Annotated in this window: 23 protein-coding genes, 3 tRNA genes and 2 pseudogenes; 9 read left to right on the forward strand and 19 right to left on the reverse strand. The window is 72.6% G+C overall.

Annotated features, from left to right (window positions below; translation table 11 throughout):
• Window positions 1–26 precede the first annotated feature (26 nt).
• From argG to E3Z34_RS13340, 5 genes are all read right to left on the reverse strand, one after another.
• Window positions 27–1,478: an argininosuccinate synthase gene (gene argG / locus E3Z34_RS13320; RefSeq protein ID WP_134773996.1), complete on the reverse strand. Its 1,452-nt coding sequence runs from the start codon at window positions 1,476–1,478 to the stop codon at window positions 27–29.
• A 76-nt stretch (window positions 1,479–1,554) separates the two neighbouring features.
• Window positions 1,555–2,262, reverse strand: coding sequence for an ABC transporter permease (locus tag E3Z34_RS13325; protein ID WP_134773997.1), 708 nt, complete (start codon window positions 2,260–2,262; stop codon window positions 1,555–1,557).
• The gene (locus tag E3Z34_RS13330; RefSeq protein ID WP_134773998.1) at window positions 2,259–3,182 is read right to left on the reverse strand and encodes an ABC transporter ATP-binding protein; all 924 of its coding nucleotides are present in this window, start codon (window positions 3,180–3,182) and stop codon (window positions 2,259–2,261) included. The genes E3Z34_RS13325 and E3Z34_RS13330 overlap by 4 nt, the downstream gene beginning before the upstream one ends.
• On the reverse strand, window positions 3,179–4,060 hold the full coding sequence (locus E3Z34_RS13335; protein ID WP_134773999.1) for an ABC transporter permease: 882 nt from the start codon (window positions 4,058–4,060) through the stop codon (window positions 3,179–3,181). Before E3Z34_RS13335 ends, E3Z34_RS13330 begins: the two co-directional genes overlap by 4 nt.
• On the reverse strand, window positions 4,057–5,052 hold the full coding sequence (locus E3Z34_RS13340) for an ABC transporter ATP-binding protein (RefSeq protein ID WP_134774000.1): 996 nt from the start codon (window positions 5,050–5,052) through the stop codon (window positions 4,057–4,059). Before E3Z34_RS13340 ends, E3Z34_RS13335 begins: the two co-directional genes overlap by 4 nt.
• A 126-nt stretch (window positions 5,053–5,178) precedes the next feature.
• On the opposite strand from E3Z34_RS13340, the gene E3Z34_RS13345 reads away from it, so the two are divergent.
• A complete protein-coding gene (locus E3Z34_RS13345; RefSeq protein WP_134774001.1) occupies window positions 5,179–6,249 on the forward strand; it encodes an adenosine deaminase in 1,071 nt (356 codons plus the stop codon).
• 264 nt (window positions 6,250–6,513) lie between these two features.
• Window positions 6,514–7,020 (forward strand): helix-turn-helix domain-containing protein, encoded by a 507-nt coding sequence (locus E3Z34_RS13350; RefSeq protein WP_134774002.1) that lies wholly within the window; start codon window positions 6,514–6,516, stop codon window positions 7,018–7,020.
• A 72-nt stretch (window positions 7,021–7,092) separates the two neighbouring features.
• On the opposite strand, the gene E3Z34_RS13355 is transcribed toward E3Z34_RS13350, so the two are convergent.
• From E3Z34_RS13355 to E3Z34_RS13395, 9 genes are all read right to left on the reverse strand, one after another.
• On the reverse strand, window positions 7,093–8,157 hold the full coding sequence (locus E3Z34_RS13355) for a UDP-N-acetylmuramate dehydrogenase (protein ID WP_238695507.1): 1,065 nt from the start codon (window positions 8,155–8,157) through the stop codon (window positions 7,093–7,095).
• A 134-nt stretch (window positions 8,158–8,291) separates the two neighbouring features.
• Window positions 8,292–8,702 carry a MaoC/PaaZ C-terminal domain-containing protein gene (locus E3Z34_RS13360; RefSeq protein WP_134774004.1) on the reverse strand — a complete coding sequence of 137 codons (411 nt, stop codon included), beginning with the start codon at window positions 8,700–8,702 and terminating at the stop codon, window positions 8,292–8,294.
• Window positions 8,699–9,148 (reverse strand): FAS1-like dehydratase domain-containing protein, encoded by a 450-nt coding sequence (locus E3Z34_RS13365; RefSeq protein WP_134774005.1) that lies wholly within the window; start codon window positions 9,146–9,148, stop codon window positions 8,699–8,701. Before E3Z34_RS13365 ends, E3Z34_RS13360 begins: the two co-directional genes overlap by 4 nt.
• An 83-nt stretch (window positions 9,149–9,231) precedes the next feature.
• Window positions 9,232–9,399, reverse strand: a complete 168-nt coding sequence (gene rpmG / locus E3Z34_RS13370) for a 50S ribosomal protein L33 (RefSeq protein ID WP_134774006.1) — start codon at window positions 9,397–9,399, stop codon at window positions 9,232–9,234.
• A gap of 42 nt (window positions 9,400–9,441) precedes the next feature.
• A tRNA-Met gene (locus E3Z34_RS13375) sits at window positions 9,442–9,518 on the reverse strand.
• 33 nt (window positions 9,519–9,551) lie between these two features.
• Window positions 9,552–9,624 (reverse strand) — tRNA-Thr (locus tag E3Z34_RS13380).
• Between the two features lie 105 nt (window positions 9,625–9,729).
• Window positions 9,730–10,653, reverse strand: a complete 924-nt coding sequence (locus E3Z34_RS13385) for a MaoC/PaaZ C-terminal domain-containing protein (RefSeq protein ID WP_134774907.1) — start codon at window positions 10,651–10,653, stop codon at window positions 9,730–9,732.
• A gap of 2 nt (window positions 10,654–10,655) precedes the next feature.
• Window positions 10,656–12,077 carry a 3-oxoacyl-ACP reductase gene (locus E3Z34_RS13390; RefSeq protein ID WP_134774007.1) on the reverse strand — a complete coding sequence of 474 codons (1,422 nt, stop codon included), beginning with the start codon at window positions 12,075–12,077 and terminating at the stop codon, window positions 10,656–10,658.
• A gap of 2 nt (window positions 12,078–12,079) precedes the next feature.
• The gene (locus E3Z34_RS13395) at window positions 12,080–13,369 is read right to left on the reverse strand and encodes an acetyl-CoA C-acetyltransferase (protein WP_134774008.1); all 1,290 of its coding nucleotides are present in this window, start codon (window positions 13,367–13,369) and stop codon (window positions 12,080–12,082) included.
• A 107-nt stretch (window positions 13,370–13,476) separates the two neighbouring features.
• Between E3Z34_RS13395 and E3Z34_RS13400 the strand changes: the two genes are divergently transcribed.
• The 4 genes and pseudogenes from E3Z34_RS13400 to E3Z34_RS13410 all read left to right on the forward strand — a co-directional run bounded on the left by E3Z34_RS13400 (window position 13,477) and on the right by E3Z34_RS13410 (window position 16,203).
• Entirely contained in the window at window positions 13,477–13,845 is a 369-nt protein-coding gene (locus E3Z34_RS13400; protein ID WP_134774009.1) for a TetR/AcrR family transcriptional regulator, read from the forward strand.
• Between the two features lie 58 nt (window positions 13,846–13,903).
• A pseudogene (locus tag E3Z34_RS13405) lies at window positions 13,904–14,185 on the forward strand (hypothetical protein); the annotation flags it as partial.
• 204 nt (window positions 14,186–14,389) lie between these two features.
• Window positions 14,390–14,899, forward strand: a complete 510-nt coding sequence (locus E3Z34_RS19060; protein WP_238695174.1) for an acyl-CoA dehydrogenase family protein — start codon at window positions 14,390–14,392, stop codon at window positions 14,897–14,899.
• Entirely contained in the window at window positions 14,794–16,203 is a 1,410-nt protein-coding gene (locus E3Z34_RS13410) for an acyl-CoA dehydrogenase family protein (RefSeq protein ID WP_238695175.1), read from the forward strand. The genes E3Z34_RS19060 and E3Z34_RS13410 overlap by 106 nt, the downstream gene beginning before the upstream one ends.
• Before the next feature lie 4 nt (window positions 16,204–16,207).
• Here the strand turns inward: E3Z34_RS13410 and E3Z34_RS13415 are convergent, their stop codons facing one another.
• Window positions 16,208–17,008, reverse strand: coding sequence for a sulfite exporter TauE/SafE family protein (locus tag E3Z34_RS13415; RefSeq protein ID WP_202976953.1), 801 nt, complete (start codon window positions 17,006–17,008; stop codon window positions 16,208–16,210).
• 15 nt (window positions 17,009–17,023) lie between these two features.
• Window positions 17,024–17,608 carry a DinB family protein gene (locus E3Z34_RS13420; RefSeq protein WP_134774011.1) on the reverse strand — a complete coding sequence of 195 codons (585 nt, stop codon included), beginning with the start codon at window positions 17,606–17,608 and terminating at the stop codon, window positions 17,024–17,026.
• Between the two features lie 62 nt (window positions 17,609–17,670).
• Between E3Z34_RS13420 and E3Z34_RS13425 the strand changes: the two genes are divergently transcribed.
• Entirely contained in the window at window positions 17,671–18,624 is a 954-nt protein-coding gene (locus E3Z34_RS13425; protein ID WP_134774012.1) for a helix-turn-helix transcriptional regulator, read from the forward strand.
• On the opposite strand, the gene rocD is transcribed toward E3Z34_RS13425, so the two are convergent.
• The 3 genes and pseudogenes from rocD to E3Z34_RS13440 all read right to left on the reverse strand — a co-directional run bounded on the left by rocD (window position 18,602) and on the right by E3Z34_RS13440 (window position 21,790).
• Window positions 18,602–19,825 (reverse strand): ornithine--oxo-acid transaminase, encoded by a 1,224-nt coding sequence (rocD, locus tag E3Z34_RS13430; RefSeq protein WP_134774013.1) that lies wholly within the window; start codon window positions 19,823–19,825, stop codon window positions 18,602–18,604. The two genes, E3Z34_RS13425 and rocD, sit on opposite strands and share 23 nt — an antisense overlap.
• A 92-nt stretch (window positions 19,826–19,917) precedes the next feature.
• Window positions 19,918–21,255: pseudogene (locus E3Z34_RS13435) on the reverse strand (MFS transporter).
• Window positions 21,256–21,292: 37 nt separating this feature from the next.
• Window positions 21,293–21,790 (reverse strand): YajQ family cyclic di-GMP-binding protein, encoded by a 498-nt coding sequence (locus E3Z34_RS13440; RefSeq protein ID WP_134774014.1) that lies wholly within the window; start codon window positions 21,788–21,790, stop codon window positions 21,293–21,295.
• Between the two features lie 87 nt (window positions 21,791–21,877).
• Here E3Z34_RS13440 and E3Z34_RS13445 point away from each other — a divergent pair.
• Both E3Z34_RS13445 and E3Z34_RS13450 read left to right on the forward strand, forming a co-directional pair.
• A tRNA-Tyr gene (locus tag E3Z34_RS13445) sits at window positions 21,878–21,960 on the forward strand.
• A 147-nt stretch (window positions 21,961–22,107) separates the two neighbouring features.
• The gene (locus E3Z34_RS13450) at window positions 22,108–22,650 is read left to right on the forward strand and encodes an RNA polymerase sigma factor (RefSeq protein ID WP_134774015.1); all 543 of its coding nucleotides are present in this window, start codon (window positions 22,108–22,110) and stop codon (window positions 22,648–22,650) included.
• The last annotated feature ends 9 nt before the right edge of the window (window positions 22,651–22,659 follow it).

Below are 22,659 nucleotides of genomic sequence, written 5' to 3' on the forward strand. Positions count from 1 at the left end.
CCGGTGTGGCAGGAACGCGCGTCCGGTCAGTCGGTGCCGAACTCCATCGCGGCCCAGTCCAGGGCCTCCTCCTCGTCCTCGGTGGGGCCGACCCCGTCGGCGATCCGGTCGGCGCCGCCGGGGGTGAGCTCACCCACGAGCGAGGTCGTCGCGAGCCCCATGGCCGAGGCCGCGGCACCGCCGGAGCCGAGGAGGCCCATGGCGACGTACTGCTCCAGCCGGGAGCGGGAGTCGGCGATGTCGAGGTTGCGCATCGTCAGCTGACCGATCCGGTCGGTCGGGCCGAAGGCGGCGTTGCTCACCCGCTCCATGGACAGCTTGTCGGGGTGGTAGGAGAACGCCGGGCCGTCGGTGCTGACGATCGTGTAGTCCTCCCCGCGGCGCAGCCGCAGGGTCACTACGCCGGTCACGGCCGAGGCCACCCAGCGCTGCAGGGACTCGCGGATCATCAGGGCCTGGGGGTCCAGCCAGCGCCCCTCGTAGAGCAGCCGCCCGAGCGCCCGACCCTGGGTGTGGTACGCCTCGATCGTGTCCTCGTTGTGGATCGCGTTGACGAGCCGCTCGTAGACGATGTGCAGCAGGGCGATGCCCGGGGCCTCGTAGATGCCACGGGACTTCGCCTCGATGATCCGGTTCTCGATCTGGTCGGCCATGCCCAGGCCGTGGCGGCCACCGATCTCGTTGGCCCGCATGACCAGGCGCACCGGGTCGCCGTCGAAGTCGTCGCCGTTGATGGCGACCGGGCGCCCGTGCTCGAAGCTCACCGAGACCGTCTCCGGCGCGATGTGCACCGACTCGTCCCAGAAGGGCACCCCCATGATGGGCTCGACGATCTCCATCGAGGTGTCGAGGTGCTCGAGCTTCTTGGCCTCGTGGGTGGCGCCCCAGATGTTGGCGTCGGTGGAGTAGGCCTTCTCCTGGCTGGCGCGGTAGGGCAGGTCGCGCTGCGTGAGCCACTGGCTCATCTCGTCCCGGCCGCCGAGCTCGTCGACGAAGGCCTCGTCCAGCCAGGGCTTGTAGATCCGCAGCTTGGAGTTGGCCAGGAGCCCGTAGCGGTAGAACCGCTCGATGTCGTTGCCCTTGAAGGTGGAGCCGTCGCCCCAGATGTTGACGCCGTCCTCCTTCATGGCGCGGATGAGCATGGTGCCGGTGACCGCACGCCCGAGGGGGGTGGTGTTGAAGTAGGTGCGTCCGCCGGAGCGCAGGTGGAAGGCGCCGCAGGCCAGGGCGACGAGCCCCTCCTCGACGAGCTCGGCCCGGCAGTCGACCAGGCGGGCGATGGCGGCGCCGTACTCCTGGGCCCGCCCGGGGACGGTGTCGATCTCGGGCTCGTCGTACTGCCCGATGTCGGCCGTGTAGGTGCAGGGCACGGCGCCCTTCTCACGCATCCACGCCACCGCGACAGAGGTGTCGAGACCGCCGGAGAAGGCGATCCCGACACGTTCACCGACAGGGATGCTCGTCAAGACCTTGGACATGCAAATGAGTGTATGCGGTGATCCGCATAGATATGCAATCTGCAGGTGGGACGGGGTATGACGCGCGCCGGCGCCGCTACTCGTCGCCCCTGAGCTGGAAGCGCTGGAGCCGCCAGCCGGCCGCGAGCACGCCCAGGACGAGGACCAGGCCCGCCGCGACGACGGCATACCCCAGGCCCATGTCCACCGGCATCTCGACGTCGGCCACCACCTCGGTGACGCGCTGGGTGAAGGACTGGACCGAGACGTAGCGCAGGCCGGTGAGCAGGCTCCCGAGGCCGCGCTCGATGAGCAGGATGTAGACCAGGCCCGCGATCATCCCGTGCCGGGTCGCCGACGACATGGCGGTGAACAGGGCGGTGTAGAGGACCGCCCCGACCGCACCGGCGACGGCGGACGCGAGGATCCAGCGGCCGCTGACACCGCCGGCCCAGGCGGCAGCCGCCAGGCCCACGGCGCTGAGCACCACGGACACCCCCGCCGCGGCCGCCCACTTGCTCGCCGCCACCGAGTAGCGGGACACCGGGGTGGACAGCAGGTAGACGACCGAGCCGTCGTCGACCTCCGGGCCGAGCACGCCGTTGGCAGCCAGCAGGGCGACCAGGGGGACGACGAGCGCCAGGCCGACCTCGACGAGGACCCCCCGCGCGCTGATCGCCTCGCCGGTGAGCAGGCGCACCGCGACCGCGAGCAGGACCAGGACCAGCGGCAGGGCCACGAGCACCAGTCCCCGCCGCTGCCCACCGAGGGCGCGCAGCGCGAGACGGCTGATGGTGGGGTTCATGACTGCACCAGGTAGGTGAAGACCGACTCCAACGACTCGTCGGTGGGCACCAGCTCGCGGACGGTGATCCCGGCGTCCCGGGACAGCGACGGCAGGGCGCGGGCGAACTCGCCCATGTCGGTGACCTCCACCTGGACCTCCTCGGTGCCCCCCGGTGCGGCCAGGGCGACCGAGCGCACGCTGGGCTGGCGCATGAGGACGGCGGCCAGCGCGCGGTCGTCGCTGCTGCGGACGGTGTAGTGGGTCGGCCGGTCGGTCATGAGCCGGCGGATCGCCCCGAAGTCACCGCTGGCGGCGTGCCGCCCCGAGACCACGACCTCGACGTGCCGGGCGATGTGCTCGACCTCCTCCAGGATGTGGCTGGAGAACAGGACGGTCCGTCCCTGCTCGCCCATCCGGGTCAGCAGCTCCATGAGGTGCAGGCGCTGCCGCGGGTCGACACCGTTGAAGGGCTCGTCCAGGAGCAGCACCTGCGGCTCGTGCACGAGGGCGCTGGCCAGCTTGACGCGCTGCCGCATGCCCTTGGAGTAGGTGCTGATCGGCCGGTCCGCGGCGTCGAGCAGGTCGACCTCCTCGACGGCGTGCCGGGTCGCCGCCCGGGGGTCAGGCAGCCGATGCAGCTCGGCGCTGGCCTGCACGAACTGCCGCCCGGTGAGGTAGGAGAAGCTCACCTCGCGCTCGGGCACCAGGCCGAGCTGGCGGTATGCGGCCACGTGGCGCCAGACCGCCTCTCCCCCGAGCGTGACCTCGCCGGCGGAGGGCTCGAGGAAGCCCGACATCATGGCGATGAGCGTGGACTTGCCGGCGCCGTTGGGGCCCAGCAGACCGGTCACGCCGGGGCGGATGGTCATCGAGACGTCGTTGACCGCGACGACGTTGCCGTACCACCGGCTCACGTTGGACAGGACCAGTTCGGTCATCGCGACCCCCTCGTGCGGTAGCGACGCACGAGCAGCAGGATCGCGAGGCCCGCCAGTCCGAGAGCGACCAGCAGCAGCAGCGCGGCGGTGAGGGGATCGTCCGGCGGGGTCTCGAACGAGCTGGTGGCCCCGCCCAGCCCGTGCTGCACCGAGTCGACGAGCACGAAGGGCGACAGCAGGCTCAACCAGGTGGCCGCCTCCTCCTGACCCTGCTCGCGGCCGATCTCCTGCAGGATGGCGGTGGCACCCAGCCCCAGGATGAGCACGACGATCGTGCCGCCGACAGCGAGCCCCCGCCTCATCGTCAGGCTGGAGACGGTGGCCCCGATCGTGGCCAGGAGCACGGCCAGGAGCACCGCCCCGCCGAGGGCCACGAGGACCTTGGGCAGCTCCTCCCGGAACGACGTCCCCGCCCCCAGGCCCCCCAGGAACATCACGAGCAGCGGGGTGATGACGAAGGCGAGGATCGCCAGCACGAGCGAGGCCCAGCGCACCAGCGCGAAGGTCGTGGGCCCCAGCGGGCGGGCCAGGTAGAGGCTGATCGCCCCCGAGCGCAGGTCGCGGGTGAACAGCACCGGCGCCTGGGCGGCGACGAAGAGGGAGACGAACCCGGAGGTGACCTGCTGGTAGCCGGCGTAGTTGAGCAGCTCGGCGTCGAGCCCGATGAAGCTGACGATGCCGACGAAGACGACGGCCGGGACCAGGGTGACGACGAGCAGCCCGAAGGGCAGCACCTTGGACCGTGCGGAGCGGCCGAAGCCGAAGGTCGACAGGGCGCCGTGGCGAAGCAGGCCGCGCACGATCCCCCACCCACCCTCCCGCGGGCCGGTGTAGGGGCGGTAGCCGATGTCGTGGATGACTCCGGTGCGCTCGCTCACGCCGGCACCTCGTCCCGGAAGACGTCCTCGAGGCGGCCGGTCTGGGGCTGCACCCGGACCAGGCCCAGACCGAGCTCGGCCGCGGTGTCACGGATGAGGTCGCGCAGCCTGTCGTAGGCCTCCGCCTGCGCGGCCGGTCCCCGCCCACCGGACTGCTCCTCCCCGGCGCCGAGCGGTGAGGGCTCCACGGCCACGAACGCCCCCAGCGGTCGGCACCCGACACCGCGTGCCGCCAGGGCCTCCCCCATCCGCGTCTGGGCGTCCCGCCCGTCGGCGTCGCGCTCCCCCAGCACCTCGACGAGCACCACGCCGGTGTCGGCGAGGAAGGACTGCGTGGCCTCGGACCGGAGGAGACGGCCGGCGTCGAGGACCACCACGTGGTCGCTGATCCTTTCCAGCTCCCCCAGCAGGTGGGAGGTGACCAGCACGGGGATGCCGAAGTCGTGGCCGATCCGGCGCACGAGGGCGAGCATGTCGTCCCGGGCGGCCGGGTCCAGACCGTTTGTCGGCTCGTCCAGGAGCACGAGCCGCGGGTCGTGGACGAGCGCCTGCGCGAGCTTGGCGCGCTGCTTCATCCCCGTGGAGTAGCCGCCCATCAGCCGGTAGCGCTCCTCGGCCAGGCCCACGTGCCGCAGCACGTCGGCGGCGCGCTCCCGCGCCGCGGCCGGCGGCAGACCGGACACGCGGCCCATGTGGACGACGAAGTCGATCGCCCGCATGTCCGGGGGGAGGCAGTCGTGCTCGGGCATGTACCCGACCGCCCGGCGGATCGCGGGGCCCTCGGCCCGGATGTCGTGCCCCAGCACCTCCGCCTCACCGGCCGTCGGGGTGAGCAGGCCCAGGAGGATCTTGATGAGCGTGGACTTGCCGGCCCCGTTCGCCCCCACCAGACCGGTCACACCCTCGCCCACGTCGACGCTCAGCTCGTCCAGGGCGGCGACCTGAGCGGTGCCGTACCGCTTGGTGAGCCCTCGGGTGCGGATGACGGTCACGAGGGGTGACCCTATCGGTGCCTCCTGGGTGGTGGCTGGGCCGTGGTGGTTCCCGGGCGCCCGGTCCCGGCTCCTGCACGCCCGGCTCCCTCAAGCTCCGGTCGACGCAGGTATACATGGACCACCATGACCGTGCCTGCCCCGGGTCGCTCGCTGACCGCCCTGCCCAAGGCCCACCTGCACCTGCACTTCACCGGGTCGATGCGGGTGGGGACGGTCCGGGACCTGGCCGAGAGGCACGGTATGCGGTTGCCGTCGGCGTTCACCACGCGGTGGCCGCCCGAGCTCTCCGGCGCGGACGAGCGCGGGTGGTTCCGCTTCCAGCGCCTCTACGACGCGGCTCGCGCCTGCGTGCGCGGCGAGGCGGACATGAGGCGCATCGTCCGGGAGGCGGCGGAGGACGACGCGGCCGAGGGCTCCCGGTGGCTCGAGATCCAGGTGGACCCCACCTCGTACGCGCCCTTCGTGGGCGGCCTGACCCCCGCGCTGGAGATCGTGCTGGACGAGGCGCGCGCGGCCAGCGCGGCGACCGGCACGCTGGTGGCGGTCGTGGTGGCCGCGAGCCGGATGCGGCACCCTCTGGAGGCGCGCACGCTCGCTCGGCTGGCGGCCAGGTACGCCGGGGACGGCGCCGGGACGGTCGTGGGCTTCGGCCTGTCCAACGACGAGCGCCGCGGCAGGACCAGCGACTTCGCCCCAGCCTTCCGGATCGCCACCCGGGCCGGGCTGGCGAGCGTGCCGCACGCCGGGGAGCTGCTCGGGGCCGACCACGTGCACGTCGCGCTGGAGCACCTGGTCCCCGCCCGGCTGGGCCACGGGGTCCGCACGGTCGAGGACCCCTCGGTCCTCGACCGTGTCGTCCGGGACGAGGTCACCCTCGAGGTGTGCCCGACCAGCAACGTCGCCCTCGGCGTCTACCCCGACCTCGCCTCGGTCCCGGTGCGCGCCCTGCTGCGGTCCGGCGCCCGGGTGGCCCTCGGCGCGGACGACCCGCTCCTGTTCGGCAGCCGCCTGCTGGACCAGTACCAGAGCGCCCGGACCGACCAGGGGCTCGACGACGAGGATCTCGCGGCGCTGGCCCGGCACTCCGTCCAGGGCTCGCTGGCCCCCACCACCGTCAAGACCGACCTCCTGCGCCGGATCGACGCCTGGCTCGCCTCCGCCGACCAGGTCACCCTCGACGGCTGGTCCCCCTGACCCGAGCCGGAGGACCACCCCAGCGAGCCCCCCGCCCCTGCCGCGACCGACGTGACACCGGTTCGTCACACGAACCAAGGGGTCGCCCGGGTCGCCCGACGACCCACCTGACCTCTTGGGTCACCGAGCGATCCAAGAGGTCAGGTGGGTCGTCATGTCGGCCGGTGTCACCTGTGTCCACAGGAGGGTGGGCAGCGTGGTCCGCCGTCCCCAGGGACGGTGGTCGGCTAGATCGAGGTGGAGGCCGCAGGGCAGGGTCGGGCCATGGAGGGCGGGAAGAGGGGGCCGGAGGGGCGGTCGATGGCGGAGCTGGGGGTCGCGCGGGAGGTGGGGCTGGCGCTGCGCGCTCACAGGCGTGAGCGGGGGCAGAGTCAACGGGCGTACGCCGCGGCACGGCGGCTGAGCAGGGAGATGCTGGCCAGGGTCGAGGTCGATGCCGGGGCGGCGTCGCTCGAGACGGTCAGGGCACTGCTGGAGGGCACGGGGTATGAGGTGGCGGTCGTCCCGGTCGGTGTGGACCGACCCCTGCCGCAGTGGGACGACACGGACCTCAGGGCGAGGACCCGCTCGGGCAGCCGCTTCCCCGCCCACCGGACGGTGCGCGGGACGGACGGACCGCTGTGGTGGTGGTACCACGAGTACCTCGGCTCCCGGCCCTACCGGAAACCACCGGACTGGACCGCGGAGGGCTTCACCCCGCCCGAGGGGACGCGCTACGGGAAGAGGCCGAGACCTCGCGAGGAGGGTGAGGGACCGCGCTGGCCCTACTGACGGTCCGCCGGGACCGCGCCGGCCTCCTGACCGTCCGGCAGGACTCCGCAATCCTCTCCGGGCCTGGCGCCGTCAGAGCTGGAGGCCGACCAGCACCGGTTCGTTGACCAGGCGCACGCCGAAGACCTGCTCGACCCCGTCGCGGACCTCACGTGCGACGTCGAGCACGTCCTGCGCCCGGGCCGCTCCGCGGTTCGTCACCGCCAGGGTGTGCTTGGTCGACAGGCCCGCAGGACGGCCCTGGAGGGTGGCGTAGCCCTTGCCGAAGCCGGCCTTGTCGATGAGCCAGGCGGCCGAGGTCTTCACGTGCTCGTCGTCGCCCGCCGGGAACTCCGGTGGCGGCGGGGCGTCGGGGCCGAGGTGCGCCGCGGCGCGGTCACGGACGGCGGCCATGGCCTCGCGCGACAGGATCGGGTTGGTGAAGAAGGAGCCGCACGACCACGTGTCGTGATCGTCGGCGTCGAGCACCATCCCGCGTGCGCGGCGTTGCTCGAGCACCGCCTCACGGGCCGCGGACAACGGCACACGGGTGCCGAGGTCGACACCGAGACCGGTGGCGAGCGCGGCATACCCGACCGGTTGCGACAGGTCCGTGGGCCGCAGCGAGAACGTCACGGTGAGGACGACGAAGCGCGGGGTCACCTCACCGGCGCTGACCATGGAGTCCTTGAGCAGCGAGTGGCGGTACGAGAACTGGAGGTCGCCGGCGAACATCGTCCGCACCCGGCCTTCGAGCCGGTCCCACACGCGCACCTGGGCGATCGTCTGGGCGACCTCCTGCCCGTAGGCGCCGACGTTCTGGACCGGTGTGGCCCCGGTCGCCCCGGGGATGCCGGAGAGCGCCTCGATGCCGGACCACCCCTGCTCCACGGCGTGGGCCACGACGTCGTCCCACACCTCCCCCGCGGCGACGGTCGCGCTGACCCCGCCGCAGGCACTCTCGTGCGGCACCTCGATCCCCCTGGTCCGCACCAGGACGACCGTCCCCGGGAAACCCTCGTCGGCGACGAGCAGGTTGGAGCCGCCGCCCACGACGAGCAGCCGCTCCTGCGCGGCGTCGGCCTCCCGGACGGCCTCGATCAACTCGGCCTCCGTGGTCGCGGTGACGAGCCGTCGCGCGGGGCCCCCCACCCGCATGGTCGTGAGCTCGGCCAGCGGGTGCGAGGAGGTGGCGCCCCCGGGTGAGGAATGAGGACGGGGGTCCACGGGGGCGGGGCCCCCGGGTGGCGAATCAGGACGGGGGTCCACGGGGGCGGAGCCCCCGTGCGAGGTCATGCGCGGACCACGGCCTGGCAGCGACCCAGGACCTTCTCGCCCCCGCACGACGCGGTGACCTCGATCGTCTGCGTCCCGGCCACCTCGTCCGTCTTCTTCACCACGCCCTCCACGTGCAGCTCGACGACCGCACCCTCCGGGACCACCACCATGCCGGTGAAGCGGGTCGTGCAGGACAGGACACGACCGGGATCCCCCCCGACGTAGGCGGTGACGACGTCCAGCGCAGCGCCCATCGTCCACATCCCGTGCGCGATGACGTCCGGCAGCCCCACCGAGCGGGCGACCCCGGCGTCCTGGTGGATCGGGTTCTGGTCCCCCGAGGCGTTCGCGTAGGCGACCAGCCGGGCGCGGTCGACGGGAACGACCCTGGACAGGGCCCGCGGGTCGGTGACAGGACCGCTCACGACCCCTCCCCCCTCACGACGATGGTCGAGGTGACCGTGGTGACCGGTGCACCGTCGGCGTCGGTCAGCTCGACGCGCGTGCTCACCATGCCGTGACCTCCGGCCTCCCTGATGCGGTCGACGTGGAGCACCCCGGTGAGGACGTCTCCGGCGACGATCGGCCGGTGGTGGGTGAAGGCCTCCTCACCGTGCACGACCCGGGCGAAGTCGATCCCTGCCCCCGGGTCCCGGACCACCTGGGCCTCGCACTGCTGCGCCAGGCGCACGGCGAAGGTCGGGGGTGCGACGACGTCGGCATACCCCAGCTGCTGAGCCGCCCCCGCGTCCCGGTGGGCTGCGCTGGTCGAGCCGAGCGCGTCGGCGAAGGCGGCGATCTCCTCGCGGGTGACCCGGAAGGGGCCGGCCGGCGGGTACTCCCGCCCGGCGTAGTCAGGGTTGACGGGCATGCGCGTCAGCCTAGTGTCCGCCGCGGGGGTATGACGAAGGCCGCCACCCCGGCAAGGGTGACGGCCTCGTACGGAGACTGCGGTCAGCGGGTCTCGCGGTGCGCGGTGTGCTTGCCGCAGCTCGGGCAGAACTTCGCCATCTCGAGCCGGTCGGGGTTGTTCCGACGGTTCTTCTTGGTGATGTAGTTGCGCTCCTTGCACTCCGTGCACGCCAAGGTGATCTTGGGGCGGATGTCGGTGCTCTTGGCCACGGTGCAACCTGCTCTCGAAACGTCGGTGTGGTGCTGTCGGGGTGGTAGCGGGAGCGGGGCTCGATCCCGCGACCTCACGATTATGAGTCGTGCGCTCTAACCAGCTGAGCTATCCCGCCTCGGGAGGCGACCCGGGAGGGCCTGCCTGCCAGAGCCCCCAAACGGAATCGAACCGTTGACCTTCTCCTTACCATGGAGACGCTCTACCGACTGAGCTATAGGGGCGGGCTGTGAATCCTGCCGGGCCGGGGCCCGCAGGCAGCGAGAAGCAACTTTACACGGGCCTGCGCACGGTCTCCAAATCGGTGACGGAGGCCTGCCGGAGGCGGCTCATCGGGCGTCCACCCGCATCGTCATGTGGACCTTCGCACCGTCCCGGGACGTGACCGCGAGAGCACCTCCACCCTGGTCCAGGTGACCCCGCAGCACGACGGTGGAGGGCAGCAGCACGGGCTTGACGAACTGCGCGTCCAGCGTGAACGCCGCGGGGAGACGGGGCTGGACCGCGGCGAGCGCCCGGGCGTGGGTCCACATCCCGTGCGCGATGGCGCGGGGGAAGCCGAGGGCCTTGGCGGTGACGCCGGTGAGGTGGATGGGGTTGGCGTCCCCCGACACCCTGGCGTAGCGCCGGCCGAGGTCCTTGGGGAGCCGCCAGGTGGCGAGCTCGGTGACCGGGAGCGGGGGTGCGTCCACCTCGACGAGAGCGCCGGGACGCCCGGCCTGCCGCTCCTCCCCGGGGCCGGCCTCGTCCACGACGCCGGCACCGGCCTCGCCCGACGGGCCCCGCACGAGGTAGGTGGACTGTCCGGTCCAGACGACCTCCTCACCCACCCGCGCCTCGCCGTGCAGCTCCACCGTGGAGCCCTTGCGGTGGGGGGCCAGGTGGTCCGCCCAGGTGGACAGGGTCAGCTCCTCCCCCACGCCGACCGGACGGTGCTGGGTCATGACGTTGGCCACGTGCACCATCCCGACCATGGGGAAGGGGAAGTCCCTGGCCGCCATGAGCTCGACCTGCAGGGGGAAGGTCAGGACGTGAAGCCAGGTGGCGGGCAGCCGGTCGGACAGCACCCCGCCCGTGACCTCGGCGTAGGCAGCCAGGCGGCCCACGTCCTGCTCGACCCCGCGCAGCATGAGCCGTCGCTGCGGGAGATGTCCCCGGGCACCGGCTCGCCCACGGCTGGTGACGACCGCCCTCGCCAGGAGCGGGGCGATGCTCGGCGGGGCGTCCAGCAGCCGGACCTCGAGGTCGTCCATCCTCACGCCCCCAGCTGGGACTGGCCGCACACGCGCAGCACCTGCCCGGTGACGGCCGCCGAGGCGGGCTCGGCGAGGTAGGCGATGGTCTCGGCCACGTCGACGGGACGGCCGCCCTGCTGCAGGGAGTTGATCCGGCGCCCGACCTCGCGGGTCGCCAGCGGGATCCTGGCCGTCATCTCCGTCTCGATGAAGCCCGGCGCCACGGCGTTGACGGTGATGCCCCGCTCCGCCAGGCGGGGGTCGGCACCCATCGCACGCACCAAGCCGATGACGCCGGCCTTGGAGGCCGCGTAGTTGGTCTGGCCGCGGTTGCCGGCGATCCCGGAGGTGGAGGCGACGCCGACGATGCGTCCTGCCTCGTCCAGCCCACCGGGGAGCGCCGGGTCGAGGAGGACCTCGTTGATCCGGATCTGCGCGGCGAGGTTGACCTCGAGCACGCTGCCCCACCGCTCCTCGTCGGTGTTGGCGAGGAGCTTGTCGCGGGTGATCCCGGCGTTGTGCACGATCGTGTGAATGCGGCCGGCGTCGCCGAACCGCTGGGCGACATGAGCCGCGATCCGGCGGCCGGCGTCCGGCGTGGTGATGTCGAGCTGCAGGGCGGTGCCACCGATCCGGTTGGCGACCCTGGCCAGGCCCTCACCCGCGGCGGGGACGTCGACGGCGACCACGAGGGCACCGTCCCGGGCGAAGGTCTCGGCGATCGCCGCGCCGATGCCACGGCCGGCCCCGGTGACCACGACGACCTGACCCTCGAAGGGTCGGGCGTTGCCGATCTCGACGACCCGGGCGGGGTCGGCGTGCCCCACGTGCAGCACCTGGCCGGACACGTAGGCCGAGCGGCCCTCCAGCAGGAAAGACAACGTCGAGGCGAGGTCCGTCGCCGTGGTCGGCTCCTCGGTCAGCAGGTCGACCCGCACGAGGTTGGCGGTGGCGCCGGCGCGCAGCTCCTTGCCGACGCTGCGGACGATCCCCTCCAGGGCCTGCTGGGTCGCGACGGCCGTGGGAGCGCCGGCGGTCTCCGGCTCCACCCCGACGACGACGACCCGCCCGGACGGCTCGAGCCCCTTCATGGCGGGGCGCAGCAGGCCGCGCACGGTCTCCAGGTCGGCCACGGACGTGACCTGGGTGGCGTCCACCAGGAGCGCACCGATCTTCCCGGGGTACGGCGTGGGCACCTCCCTGGTGCGTCCCTTGTCGTCGGTCTGCGTCGTGCGGGTCTCCGGCGTGTCGACGAGGGCGTCCTCCGGCTGCACCCCGAGGAGCTCCAGGGAGCTCCGGACGAGGGAGGAGGTGCCGCCGGCGAGCCCGAGGACGACGGGGCCCGCGGGCAGCTCGCGTCCCCGGCGCAGGCGCGTGGCCTGCGGGACGCCGAGCTGCTTGGCGAGGGGGTTGGTGGTCAGCAGCTGCACGAGGTCGGCCATGGTCAGCACCCTTCCAGGATCGCGACGACACCCTGGCCGCCGGCGGCGCAGATGGACACCAGGCCACGGGAGCCGGGGCCCTTCTGGGACAGCATCTTGGCCAGACCCGCCACGATCCGGCCGCCGGTCGCGGCGAACGGGTGGCCGGCGGCCAGCGAGGAGCCGTGCACGTTGAGCCGGTCGCGGTCGACGGCGCCCAGCGGGGCGTCCAGTCCGAGCCGGTCGCGGCAGAACTCCTCCGACTCCCAGGCGGCCAGCGTGGCCAGCACGGTGGAGGCGAAGGCCTCGTGGATCTCGTAGTAGTCGAAGTCCTGCAGGGTCAGGCCCTGCCGGGCCAGGAGCCGGGGCACGGCATACGCGGGCGCCATGAGCAGCCCCTCCTCCCCGGAGACGTAGTCGACGGCGGCGACCTCGGCGTCCACGAGGCGGGCCAGGACCGGCAGCGAACGTTCCTGCGCCCACTCGCGGGAGGACAGGAGCACGAGGGCGGCGCCGTCCGACAGCGGGGTGGAGTTGCCGGCCGTCATCGTGGCGCCCTCCCCGGTGCCGAAGACCGGCTTCAGGGTGGCGAGCTTCTCGACGGAGGTGTCGGCGCGCAGCCCCTGGTCGCGGGAGAGCTTGAGGAACCCGGTGGCGAGGTCGTCGAAGAAGCCGGAGTCCCACGCGCGGGCCAGGTTGTGGTGGCTGGCGGCGGCCAGCTCGTCCTGCGCCTCACGGGTGATGCCCCACTCCCGGGCGGTCCGGGCCTGGTGCTCGCCCATCGACAGGCCCGTCCGCGGCTCGGAGTTGCGCGGCGTCTCCGGCGCGAGGTCACCGGGGCGGATGCCGGCGAGCGCCTTGACCCGCTGCATCGGGGTCTTCGCCGAGCTCGCCCGCAACAACGCCTTGCGCAGCCCCTCGCCCACGGCGATCGGGGCGTCGCTGGCGGAGTCCACACCCCCCGCGATGCCGGAGTCGATCTGGCCCAGGCGGATCTTGTGCGACACCTGGATGACGGTCTCCAGCCCGGTCCCGCAGGCCTGCTGCAGGTCGTAGGCGGGGGTGGTCGGGGCCAGCGCCGAGCCCAGGACCGCCTCGCGGGTGAGGTTGAAGTCGCGGGAGTGCTTGAGGACGGCACCGGCGGCGACCTCCCCGACCTGCTCACCGGCCAGCCCGAAGCGCGCGACGAGCCCGTCCAGGGCCGCCGTCAGCATCGACTGGTTGGAGGCCGAGGCGTACGCCCCGCCCGCCTTGCCGAAGGGGATGCGGTTGCCGCCCACGATGACGGCGTCGCGCAGGGTCTGGTCGGACATGGCTCTCCTGGAGGGTCGCTGCGGGGGTCCGGGGACTCGGACGGGTATCCGTACCGACTGTAGCCGATACGACGAGTACACGGTACTCTGGCGGGCATGAGCTCACCGTGCCAGGCCGCAGCCGGCTGCCGAACGGCGCTCGCGACGGGCGTGACGCCCGCTGGGAGGCGCACCGCACCAAGCGCCGTCGCCAGCTGGTCGAGGCCGCGCTCAAGGCGATTCAGCGCCACGGCGCCGGTGTCGGCATGGACGAGGTCGCCGCCACGGCCGGCACCAGCAAGACGGTCCTCTACCGTCACCTGGGCGACCGGGCGGGCCTCTACCGGGCGGTCGTCGAGGCCGTGGACGAGACGATCCTCGCCGACCTCGCCGCCGCGCGGGCCAGCGGCGACGACGTCGTGAGCGGATCGCGGCCATGGTGCGCTCCTACCTGTTCATGGTCGAGCGCGACCCGGAGATCTACCGCTTCGTCATGACGCGGCCGCTGGAGACCACGGAGTTCGACCCCAACGACCGGTCGGTGAGCTCACCGGCCGGATCGGCGAGCAGCTGACCGAGGTCGTGCGTGAGCATCTGGTCGCCGAGGGCCGGACCCACGAGGCCGACCTGCTGGCCCCGGTCTGGGCGCACGGCATCGTCGGGCTGGTCCGGGCCGCCGCCGACCACTGGCTGCTCACCAACGGGACCACCCGTGCGGGCCACGAGCCCTCGGTCGACGACGTCACCCGGGCCGTCGTCGCCCTCATCCGCCCGGCACTGGCCGGGCCCGTGCCCACCTACCCGATCACCCCACGCGAACCAGGAGAGCGCCGATGACGACGACCTGCCGTCCGACCGCGACCACGAGGTGCGGGCCACCGCGGCCCCCACCGTTCCCCAGGAGGAGGTGAGCGAGCTGGGTGCCGCCCTGCGGCATACCCTCGACGGCACCTGGCGGGAGGTGCGCGAGAGCTACCGCGCCGAGCTCGACCCGGCCTTCACCCACCGACCGGTCGGCCAGGGGCTGCAGGAGGCCCGGGCGTGGACCGACGCGCGGCTGGCCGAGCTCGCCGCGCTGGGGTACGCCTCCAGCGGCTTCCGGAGGCGTTCGGAGGCCTCGGTGACACGGGGCGCTCCATCGTCGACTTTGAGCAGTCGGCCCTGTGCGACCTGTCGGTGACCGTCAAGAGCGGCGTCCACTTCGGGCTCTTCGCGCGGGCGGTCCTCTACCTCGGGACGGAGTCCCACCACGAGCGGTTCCTGCCCGGCGTCATCGACCTCACGCTCCCCGGCTGCTACGCCATGACCGAGCTGGGCCACGGCTCCGACGTCGCATCCCTGGAGACGACCCTGACCTACGACGCCGCCACCGACGAGATCGTGGTCCACTCCCCCACCCCCAGCTCCACCAAGGCCTACATCGCGGCGCGGCCCAGACCGCCCGGATGGCCTCCGTCTTCGGCCAGCTCGTCGTCGACGGGGTCGGTCACGGGGTGCACTGCGTCCTCGTGCCCGTGCGCGACGAGGCCGGCCGGGTGCTGCCCGGTGTGACGATCGAGGACCACGGGCCCAAGGGTGGTCTGGCCGGCGTCGACAACGGCATGATCCGCTTCGACCAGGTGCGGGTCGGTCGCGACATGCTGCTCAACCGCTACGCGGACATCGACGACGAGGGCCGCTACGTCTCGGCGATCGAGAGCGACAGCCGGCGCTTCTTCACCATGCTCGGCGCGCTGGTGCGCGGCCGCATCTGCGTGGGCGGGGGCGCGTCGATGGCCACCCGCAAGGCGGTGAGCATCGCCACCCGGTATGCCCTCCGCCGCCGCCAGTTCGCGGCGCCCGGCCAGGACGCCGGCGAGGTGGTGCTCCTGGACTACCTCGCCCACCAGCGCAAGCTGCTCCCGGCCATGGCCACCCTCTACGCCTTCGGCGCGGCGCAGGACGAGATCACCGTGCGCGTCGCCGAGCTGTCGGCGACCGCGGACGCGCCGGTCGAGGACGTGCGGGAGCTGGAGACCCGCGCCGCCGGGCTCAAGGCGGTCCAGACCCGCTTCGCCAACGACACCATCCAGGTCTGCCGCGAGGCGTGCGGCGGGGCGGGGTACATGGCCGAGAACGGCCTGACCCTGCTGCGCCAGGACGCCGACGTCTTCGCGACCTTCGAGGGCGACAACACCGTGCTTCTGCAGCTGGTCGCCAAGGGGCTGCTGACGTCCTACAAGGAGCTCTTCGGCGACCTCGACTGGCGCGGCATGGTGCAGTTCGCCGCCCGCAGCTTCGGCGGCACGGTGCTCGAGCGGACCAACGCCCGCCCCCTCGTCGACCGGCTGGTCGCCGCCGCGGCACGCCGGCCGGAGTCGGAGACCCTGCTGGACCGCGGGTGGCAGCTGGCCATGTTCCAGGAGCGGGAGCGGCACGTGCTCGAGACCCTGGCCGGGCGCCTGCGCAAGGCCGGCCGCGGCGGTGCCACCGAGGCCTTCGACACCTTCAACGCCGCCCAGGACCACGTCCTGGCCGCCGCCCGCACCCACATCGACCGGATGGTGCTCGAGGCCTTCGTCGGGATGGTCGACGGCTGCCGGGACGAGGAGGCCCGGGTCGTGCTCGACCGGCTCTGCGACCTCTACGCCCTGACGGTCATCGAGGCGGACTCCGGCTGGTTCCAGCAGCACAACCGGATCAACTCGGCCCGGCTCAAGCACGTCCACCGGGCGATCAACGACCTGTGCCGCCAGCTGCGGCCCGACGCCCTCGCGCTGGTGGAGGGTCTGGGCGTGCCGGAGGCCTGGTTGGGCTCGAGCATGCTGGCGGAGCAGGAGATCGACCGGTGGACGCCTGGGGCGCGCACCGCCTGAGCGGTCAGAGGACGAAGGTGCTCAGCGCGGTGTAGCCGGAGACGAGGACCAGCATGGCCGCGAAGGCGCGCTGAGACCAGGTCGGGTCGAGGCGACGGCCGATCCGGCCGCCCACGAGGCTGCCTCCGACCGCCGCCGCGGTGAAGACCGCGATGAGCGACCAGTCCAGCTGCAGGTCCGTCCCGAGCCGGCCGGCCACGCCGGTGACCGAGTTGATGGTGATGACCAGCAGCGACGTGCCCACGGCCAGGGGCATCGACATCCCCATGATGAGCGTCAGCGCGGGAACGATGGCGAAGCCGCCGCCGACGCCGAAGAACCCGGTGAGCACCCCCGAGCCGGACGCGACGGCCAGCACGACGAGGCCCCGGCGCAGGTCGAGCGAGAAGGGCCGCCAGGTGAGCCAGGTCGACCCCCCGTCCTCCTCGGGGTCCGTCCGGCTCTGGACCCCGGACCGGCGCCACATCACCCCGGCGGTGATGAGCAGCAGGGCGGCGAACAGGCCCATGGTCCAGGTGGGGTCGGCCACCGCGCCCACCCGCGCGCCGAGCACGGCTCCCCCGGCCCCCAGCACGCCGAAGGCCAGGCCGTCGGCCCACCGCACCCTGCCGCCCCGGGCGTGCTGGGCGACGGCGGCCACGCCGGTGATCCCCACGATGACCAGGGAGGTGGTCGTGGCGACCGCCGGCGGCTGGTGCAGGAGGTAGACGAGGGCCGGCACGGTGATGATGCCGCCGCCACCGCCGAGTGCCCCCATGACCAGGCCCACGAGCAGACCGATGCCGATCTCCAGGGCGATGTCCACCGCCCCATTGTGCCGTCAGCGGGCTCCGTTGGCCCACAGGTCACGCAGGAGGGCGGCCTCGGCGAGGTGGTGGATCGTCTCGCGGTTGATGTGCAGCACCAGGGTGAGCATCGGGGCCTGCGCCCAGGCACCCTCGGCCGGGCCCACCGCGGCGGCGAGCGTCTCCGGCGTCAACGAGCGCACCCCGGCCGACCACGCGGCATACGCCTCGTCGAGCTGGCGGAGGGCCTCGTCGGCGCTGCCGGCGTAGGCGAACGACTCGTCGCTCGCCTCCGGGCCCCCGAAGTGGCTGTGCGCCCGCGCGCCGAGGACGCCGACGCCCACGTGGGCCACGCGCCACGCGATGGTGGTGACGGGGACCGGCTGCGGTTCCGGGATCCCGACGTCGACGAGCCAGTCGCCGGACCCCACCCGGTGGGTGACCGTCGACGGGCTCGGCTCGTCGCGCCGGCGCACGCCCCAGGCGCCGGGGGTCGGCTCCCAGTGCAGCTCCTCGTCGGTGAGGCCGTGCAGCCGCGGCCGGGCCTGCCCCTGCCAGTGCCAGTCGAGCTGCTCGTGCAGGGCGCGGACGAGATCGAGGGTGTCGCGTGCGTTCTCCATGGTCGCCAGCGAACCACCCTCGACGGACACATCCTGTCCGCGGTGCGTGCCAGAGTGACGTCATGACGGACCCGACGACGCGTGCCCTGCGCCTCCTGGGCCTCTTCCAGACCCGGGCCCTGTGGACCTCGGAGGAGCTCGCCGCGCGCCTGGGGGTGACGACCCGCAGCATCCGCCGGGACGTGGAGCGCCTGCGCGAGCTCGGATACCCGGTCCGGGCCAGCAGCGGCGTCGGCGGTGGCTACCAGCTGGGAGCCGGTGGGTCGCTCCCCCCGTTGCTGCTCGCGCAGGACGAGGCGGTCGCGATCGCGGTCTGCCTGCGGCTGGCGGCCGGCGGGACCGTGGCCGGGGTGAGCGAGTCCGCCGTGCGCACCCTCGCCAAGCTGGACCAGGTCCTGCCGGCGGGGGCACGCGAGCAGGTGGCGGCCATCCACAGCACGACGGTCACGGTGGGTGCTGCCCGTGCCGTCGTCGACCCGGAGGTCCTCATGGCCACCTCCCGGGCCTGCCGCGACCGGGTGCACGCCACGATCGACTACGTCGACCGGCAGGGTCGAGGGTCGCAGCGGCGGGTCGAGCCCCACGCCCTGGTGGCGGTGACCGACCGGTGGTACCTCCTGGCCTTCGACCTCGACAGGGACGACTGGCGCAGCTTCCGCCTGGACCGGGTGCGCCGGGTCACCGTCGGCACCCTGCGCAACCAGCCCCGCGAGGTCCCCGACCCAGCGTCGTACATCACCCGCTCGGTCTCCCAGTCGCCCTACCGCTACGTGGCGACCGCTCGCGTCCGCGCCTCGGGCGACCGGGTGCGGGAGCGGGTCCCACCCCTCGCCGGGGACGTCACCGACCTGGGGGACGGATGGTGCCGCCTGGTGACGGGCGGGGAGACCCTGGACCACCTCGCGGCGGAGCTGGTGATGCTGGGCACCGACGTCGAGGTGCTCGACCCGCCGGAGCTGGTCGAGCACCTCGAGGTGGTGAAGCGGCGGCTGCTCAGCCCTGCCGGGCCTCGCTGACGACCTCGCTGAGCGCGTCGGTGATGATCTTCAGCTCCTCGGCGGTGATGGTCAGCGGCGGGGCCAGGCGGATGGTCGAGCCGTGCGTGTCCTTGGCCAGCACGCCCTTCTTCGCGAGCTGCTTGCACGCCTCCTTGCCCGTCATCAGGTCCGGGGAGATGTCGACCCCTGCCCACAGGCCCCGCACCCGCACCTCGTCCACGCCCTGGCCGACGAGCGCCTCGAGCGCCTCCCGGAACTGACCCTCGAGGTTCGCGGCGTTCGCCTGGTACTCCCCGCCCTCCAGCAGCTCGCACACCGCCAGCCCGACGGCGGCCGCCAGCGGGTTACCGCCGAAGGTGGACCCGTGGGTGCCGGGGGTGATGACCCCCATGACCTGGGCGTCGGCCGCGACGGCCGAGACCGGGACGATCCCTCCTCCGAGCGCCTTGCCCAGGGTGTAGATGTCGGCCTCGACACCTTCGTACTGGCAGGCCAGGGTCGTGCCGACCCGACCCAGACCGGCCTGGATCTCGTCGGCGATCATCAGCACGTTCCTGCTGGTGCACAGCTCCCGCAGCCCGGGCAGGAAGCCCTCCTTCGGGATCTTCACGCCCTGCTCGCCCTGGATCGGCTCGACCAGGACGGCCACGGTGTTCTCGTGGATCGCGTCCTCGATCGCGGCCAGGTCGCCGTACGGCACCGACACGAAGCCCGAGGTGTACGGGCCGTAGTGGTCGCGAGCCTCCGCGTCGTCGGAGAAGGAGATGATCGTGGTGGTGCGGCCGTGGAAGTTGCCGTCCATGACGATGATCTCGGCCCGGTCCTGCTCCACCCCCTTGACGAGGTAGCCCCACTTGCGCGCGATCTTCAGCGCGGTCTCGACCGCCTCGGCGCCGGTGTTCATCGGCAGGATCATGTCCTTGCCCACCAGCCCGGCCAGCTTGGCGCAGAAGGGGCCGAGCTGGTCGTTGTGGAAGGCCCGGCTGGTCAGCGTCGCCTTGTCCAGCTGGTCCTTGGCGGCCTGGACCAGACCCGGGTGGCGGTGCCCGAAGTTGAGGGCTGAGTAGCCCGAGAGCGCGTCGAGGTAGCGATGCCCCTCGACGTCGGTCACCCAGATGCCCTCGGCGTGCTCGACGACGACCGGCAGCGGGCTGTAGTTGTGCGCGGCGACCTTGTCCTCGAGGTCGATGAAGTCCTGGTTGGTGGACAGCTCAGTCATGCAGGTCATCCTAGGGGTGAGGGGGTCCAGGGTCGGCGACGGGAGGTCCGGCTACTCATGCAGTCGACAGCATAAGTATGCAGCATCCTCGGTCAGGTCGTGTCCAGCGCGTCCCCCGCCTGCTCGGGCAGGAGCAGCAGGGCCGCGACGGCACCGACTCCGAAGGCGAGGGCGAAGAGGACGAACAGGGCCGGGCTGCCCCACGCGGCCAGGACCACGGGCACCAGCAGCGGCGCGACGATGGAGGCGATGCGGCCGAAACCGGCCGCCGCCCCCGCCCCCGAGGCCCGCACCGACGTGGGGTAGATCTCCGGGGTGAGGGCGTAGAGGGCTCCCCAGGCGCCGAGGTTGAAGAAGCTCATGGCGCAGCCGGCCGCGATGATCTGCCACACCTCCCCCGACAGGCCGAAGAGCACGGCGGAGGCGGCCGAGCCGAGCAGGAAGGTCGCGAGCGTGGGCCGGCGTCCCCACGTCTCGACCAGGACGGCGGCCACGGCATACCCCGGCAGCTGGGCCAGGGTGATGATCAGGGTGTAGCCGAAGGACCGGACCAGGTCGAAGCCCTGGGCGAAGAGCAGGGTGGGCAGCCAGATGAAGGCGCCGTAGTAGGAGAAGTTGACCATGAACCACACGAGCCAGATGCCGAGGGTCCGCCTCCGGTAGGTGGGCGACCACAGCTGGCCGGGGGTCCGCGGCCGGCTCGGCGGCAGCGGCCCGCTCACCGGGGAGGGGACCCCCGCCGAGCGCTCGAAGGAGCGCACGACCTCCTCGGCCTCCTCGGTGCGCCCCCGACGCTCGAGGAAGAGGGGCGACTCGGGCAGGCCCCACCGGACGACCACGGCGTAGACGGCCGGGACCATGCCCAGGGCGAAGGCCCAGCGCCAGCCCTGCTCCGAGGCCGGCACGACGAAGTAGCCCACGAGGGCGGCCAGGATCCCCCACCGCCCAGAACGACTCGAGGACGACGACCAGCCGCCCCCGGATCCGGGTGGGTGACAGCTCGCTCACCAGGGTGGAGGCCACCGGCAGCTCGGCCCCAGGCCCAGGCCCACGAGGAAGCGCAGCACGAGCAGCGCCGCCAGCCCGGTGACCAGGGCCGACGCGCCGGTGGCCAGCCCGTAGACCAGGAGCGTGAGCGCGAAGACGGTGCGCCGGCCGTACCGGTCGGCCAGCATCCCGCCGAAGGTCGCCCCGATCGCCATACCGACGAAACCGATCGACAGCAGCCAGGACTGCTCGGTGCGGGACAGCTCCCACTGCTGGGCGATCGCCAGCCCGACGAAGCTGATCAGCCCGACGTCCATGGCGTCCAGGGCCCAGCCGGTGCCGGACCCGAGCAGGACGCGGGTGTGCTTGCGGGTGTACGGCAGCCGACCCATCCGCTCCGGACGGGTCGGCAGCGCCGGTGCGACGCTCTCCTCGGTCGGCATGACCAGCGATGCTATGCGGTCCGACCGGGGGCCTGCGTCAGCGGTAGTTCGTGAACTGGATGGCGAAGTCCAGATCCTTGGTCTTGAGCAGCCGCTGGACCTCCTGCAGGTCGTCGCGGGACTTGGAGGTCACCCGCAGCTCGTCGCCCTGGATCTGGGGCTTGACGCTCTTGGGCCCCTCGTCCCGGATGATCTTGGAGATCTTCTTGGCGTTCTCGCTGGAGATGCCCTCGGTCAGGGCGGCGTCGAGCTTGTACTCCTTGCCCGAGGCGCGGGGCTCACCGTCGTTGCTGTAGTCGAGGTGCTTGAGGGAGACGCCCCGCTTGACGAGCTTGGTCTGGAGCACGTCCAGGACGGCCTTGCAGCGCTCCTCGCTGTTCGCGGTCATCCTGATCGTGTCGCCGCTCAGCTCGACCGAGGCGCCGATGTTCTTGAAGTCGTAGCGCTGGCTGATCTCCTTGGCGGCCTGGTTGACGGCGTTGGCGACCTCCTGGCGGTCGACCTTGCTGACGATGTCGAAGGACGAGTCGGCCATGGCGGCATACCTCCTGTGCTCGGGTTCGGTCCTGCATGTCTCGGCTGTTATCCTTTCATCCGCGCACGGCCCCGTGCCGCGCGCACCGGCAGGTTGTCCGAGCGGCCAATGGAAGCGGACTGTAAATCCGTCGGCGTATGCCTACGCAGGTTCGAATCCTGCACCTGCCACCGGCGAGAACGGCTGGTCACCCACCGGGTGACCAGCCGTTCGTCGTGTGCGGCGCGACGCGTCGCTGCAACACCGGGGCGGGGAGGACATAGTGCCGGTATGACGCCGCACAGGTCGTCACACTCACCGCAGGAGAGGGAGGGGCGATGACACTTCGTCTCGCCGGCAGCGACGCCGGCACCGGGACCGTGGCGGACCCGCGCGACGCCAGCTGGTTCGACGCGTTCTTCGCGCAGCACGCGACCTCGATCCACCGCTACTTCGTCCGCCGGGCCGCCCACGTGGACGTGGAGGACCTGACGGCCGAGGTCTTCGCCACCGCCTGGCGACGCCGCGAGAAGGTGCCGGACGGGTTCGAGCTGCCGTGGTTGTACAAGACGGCCTCCTACGTCCTGGCCAACCACCGCCGCAAGCCGACCCTGACGCTGATGTCGGACTACGGGAGCGGCGAGCAGCAGCAGCCCGCCCGCAGCGTCGACCCGGCCGACCTGGTCATGGCCGACGACGAGGTCCGCCGGGCGCTGGCCCGGCTCAGCACGCGCGACCGCTCGGTGCTCATGCTCCACGCCTGGGAGGGCCTGGACGGCGAGGGCATGGCCCAGGCGCTCGGTCTCACCCGCGGCGGCGCGGCCGCCGCCCTGTCCCGGGCCCGGGCCCGGCTCCGCGACGCCTGGGACGAGGACCACTGAGCCGATCGG

The sequence above is a fragment of the Ornithinimicrobium flavum genome, assembly GCF_004526345.1.
Taxonomy (GTDB): Bacteria; Actinomycetota; Actinomycetes; order Actinomycetales; family Dermatophilaceae; genus Ornithinicoccus; species Ornithinicoccus flavus.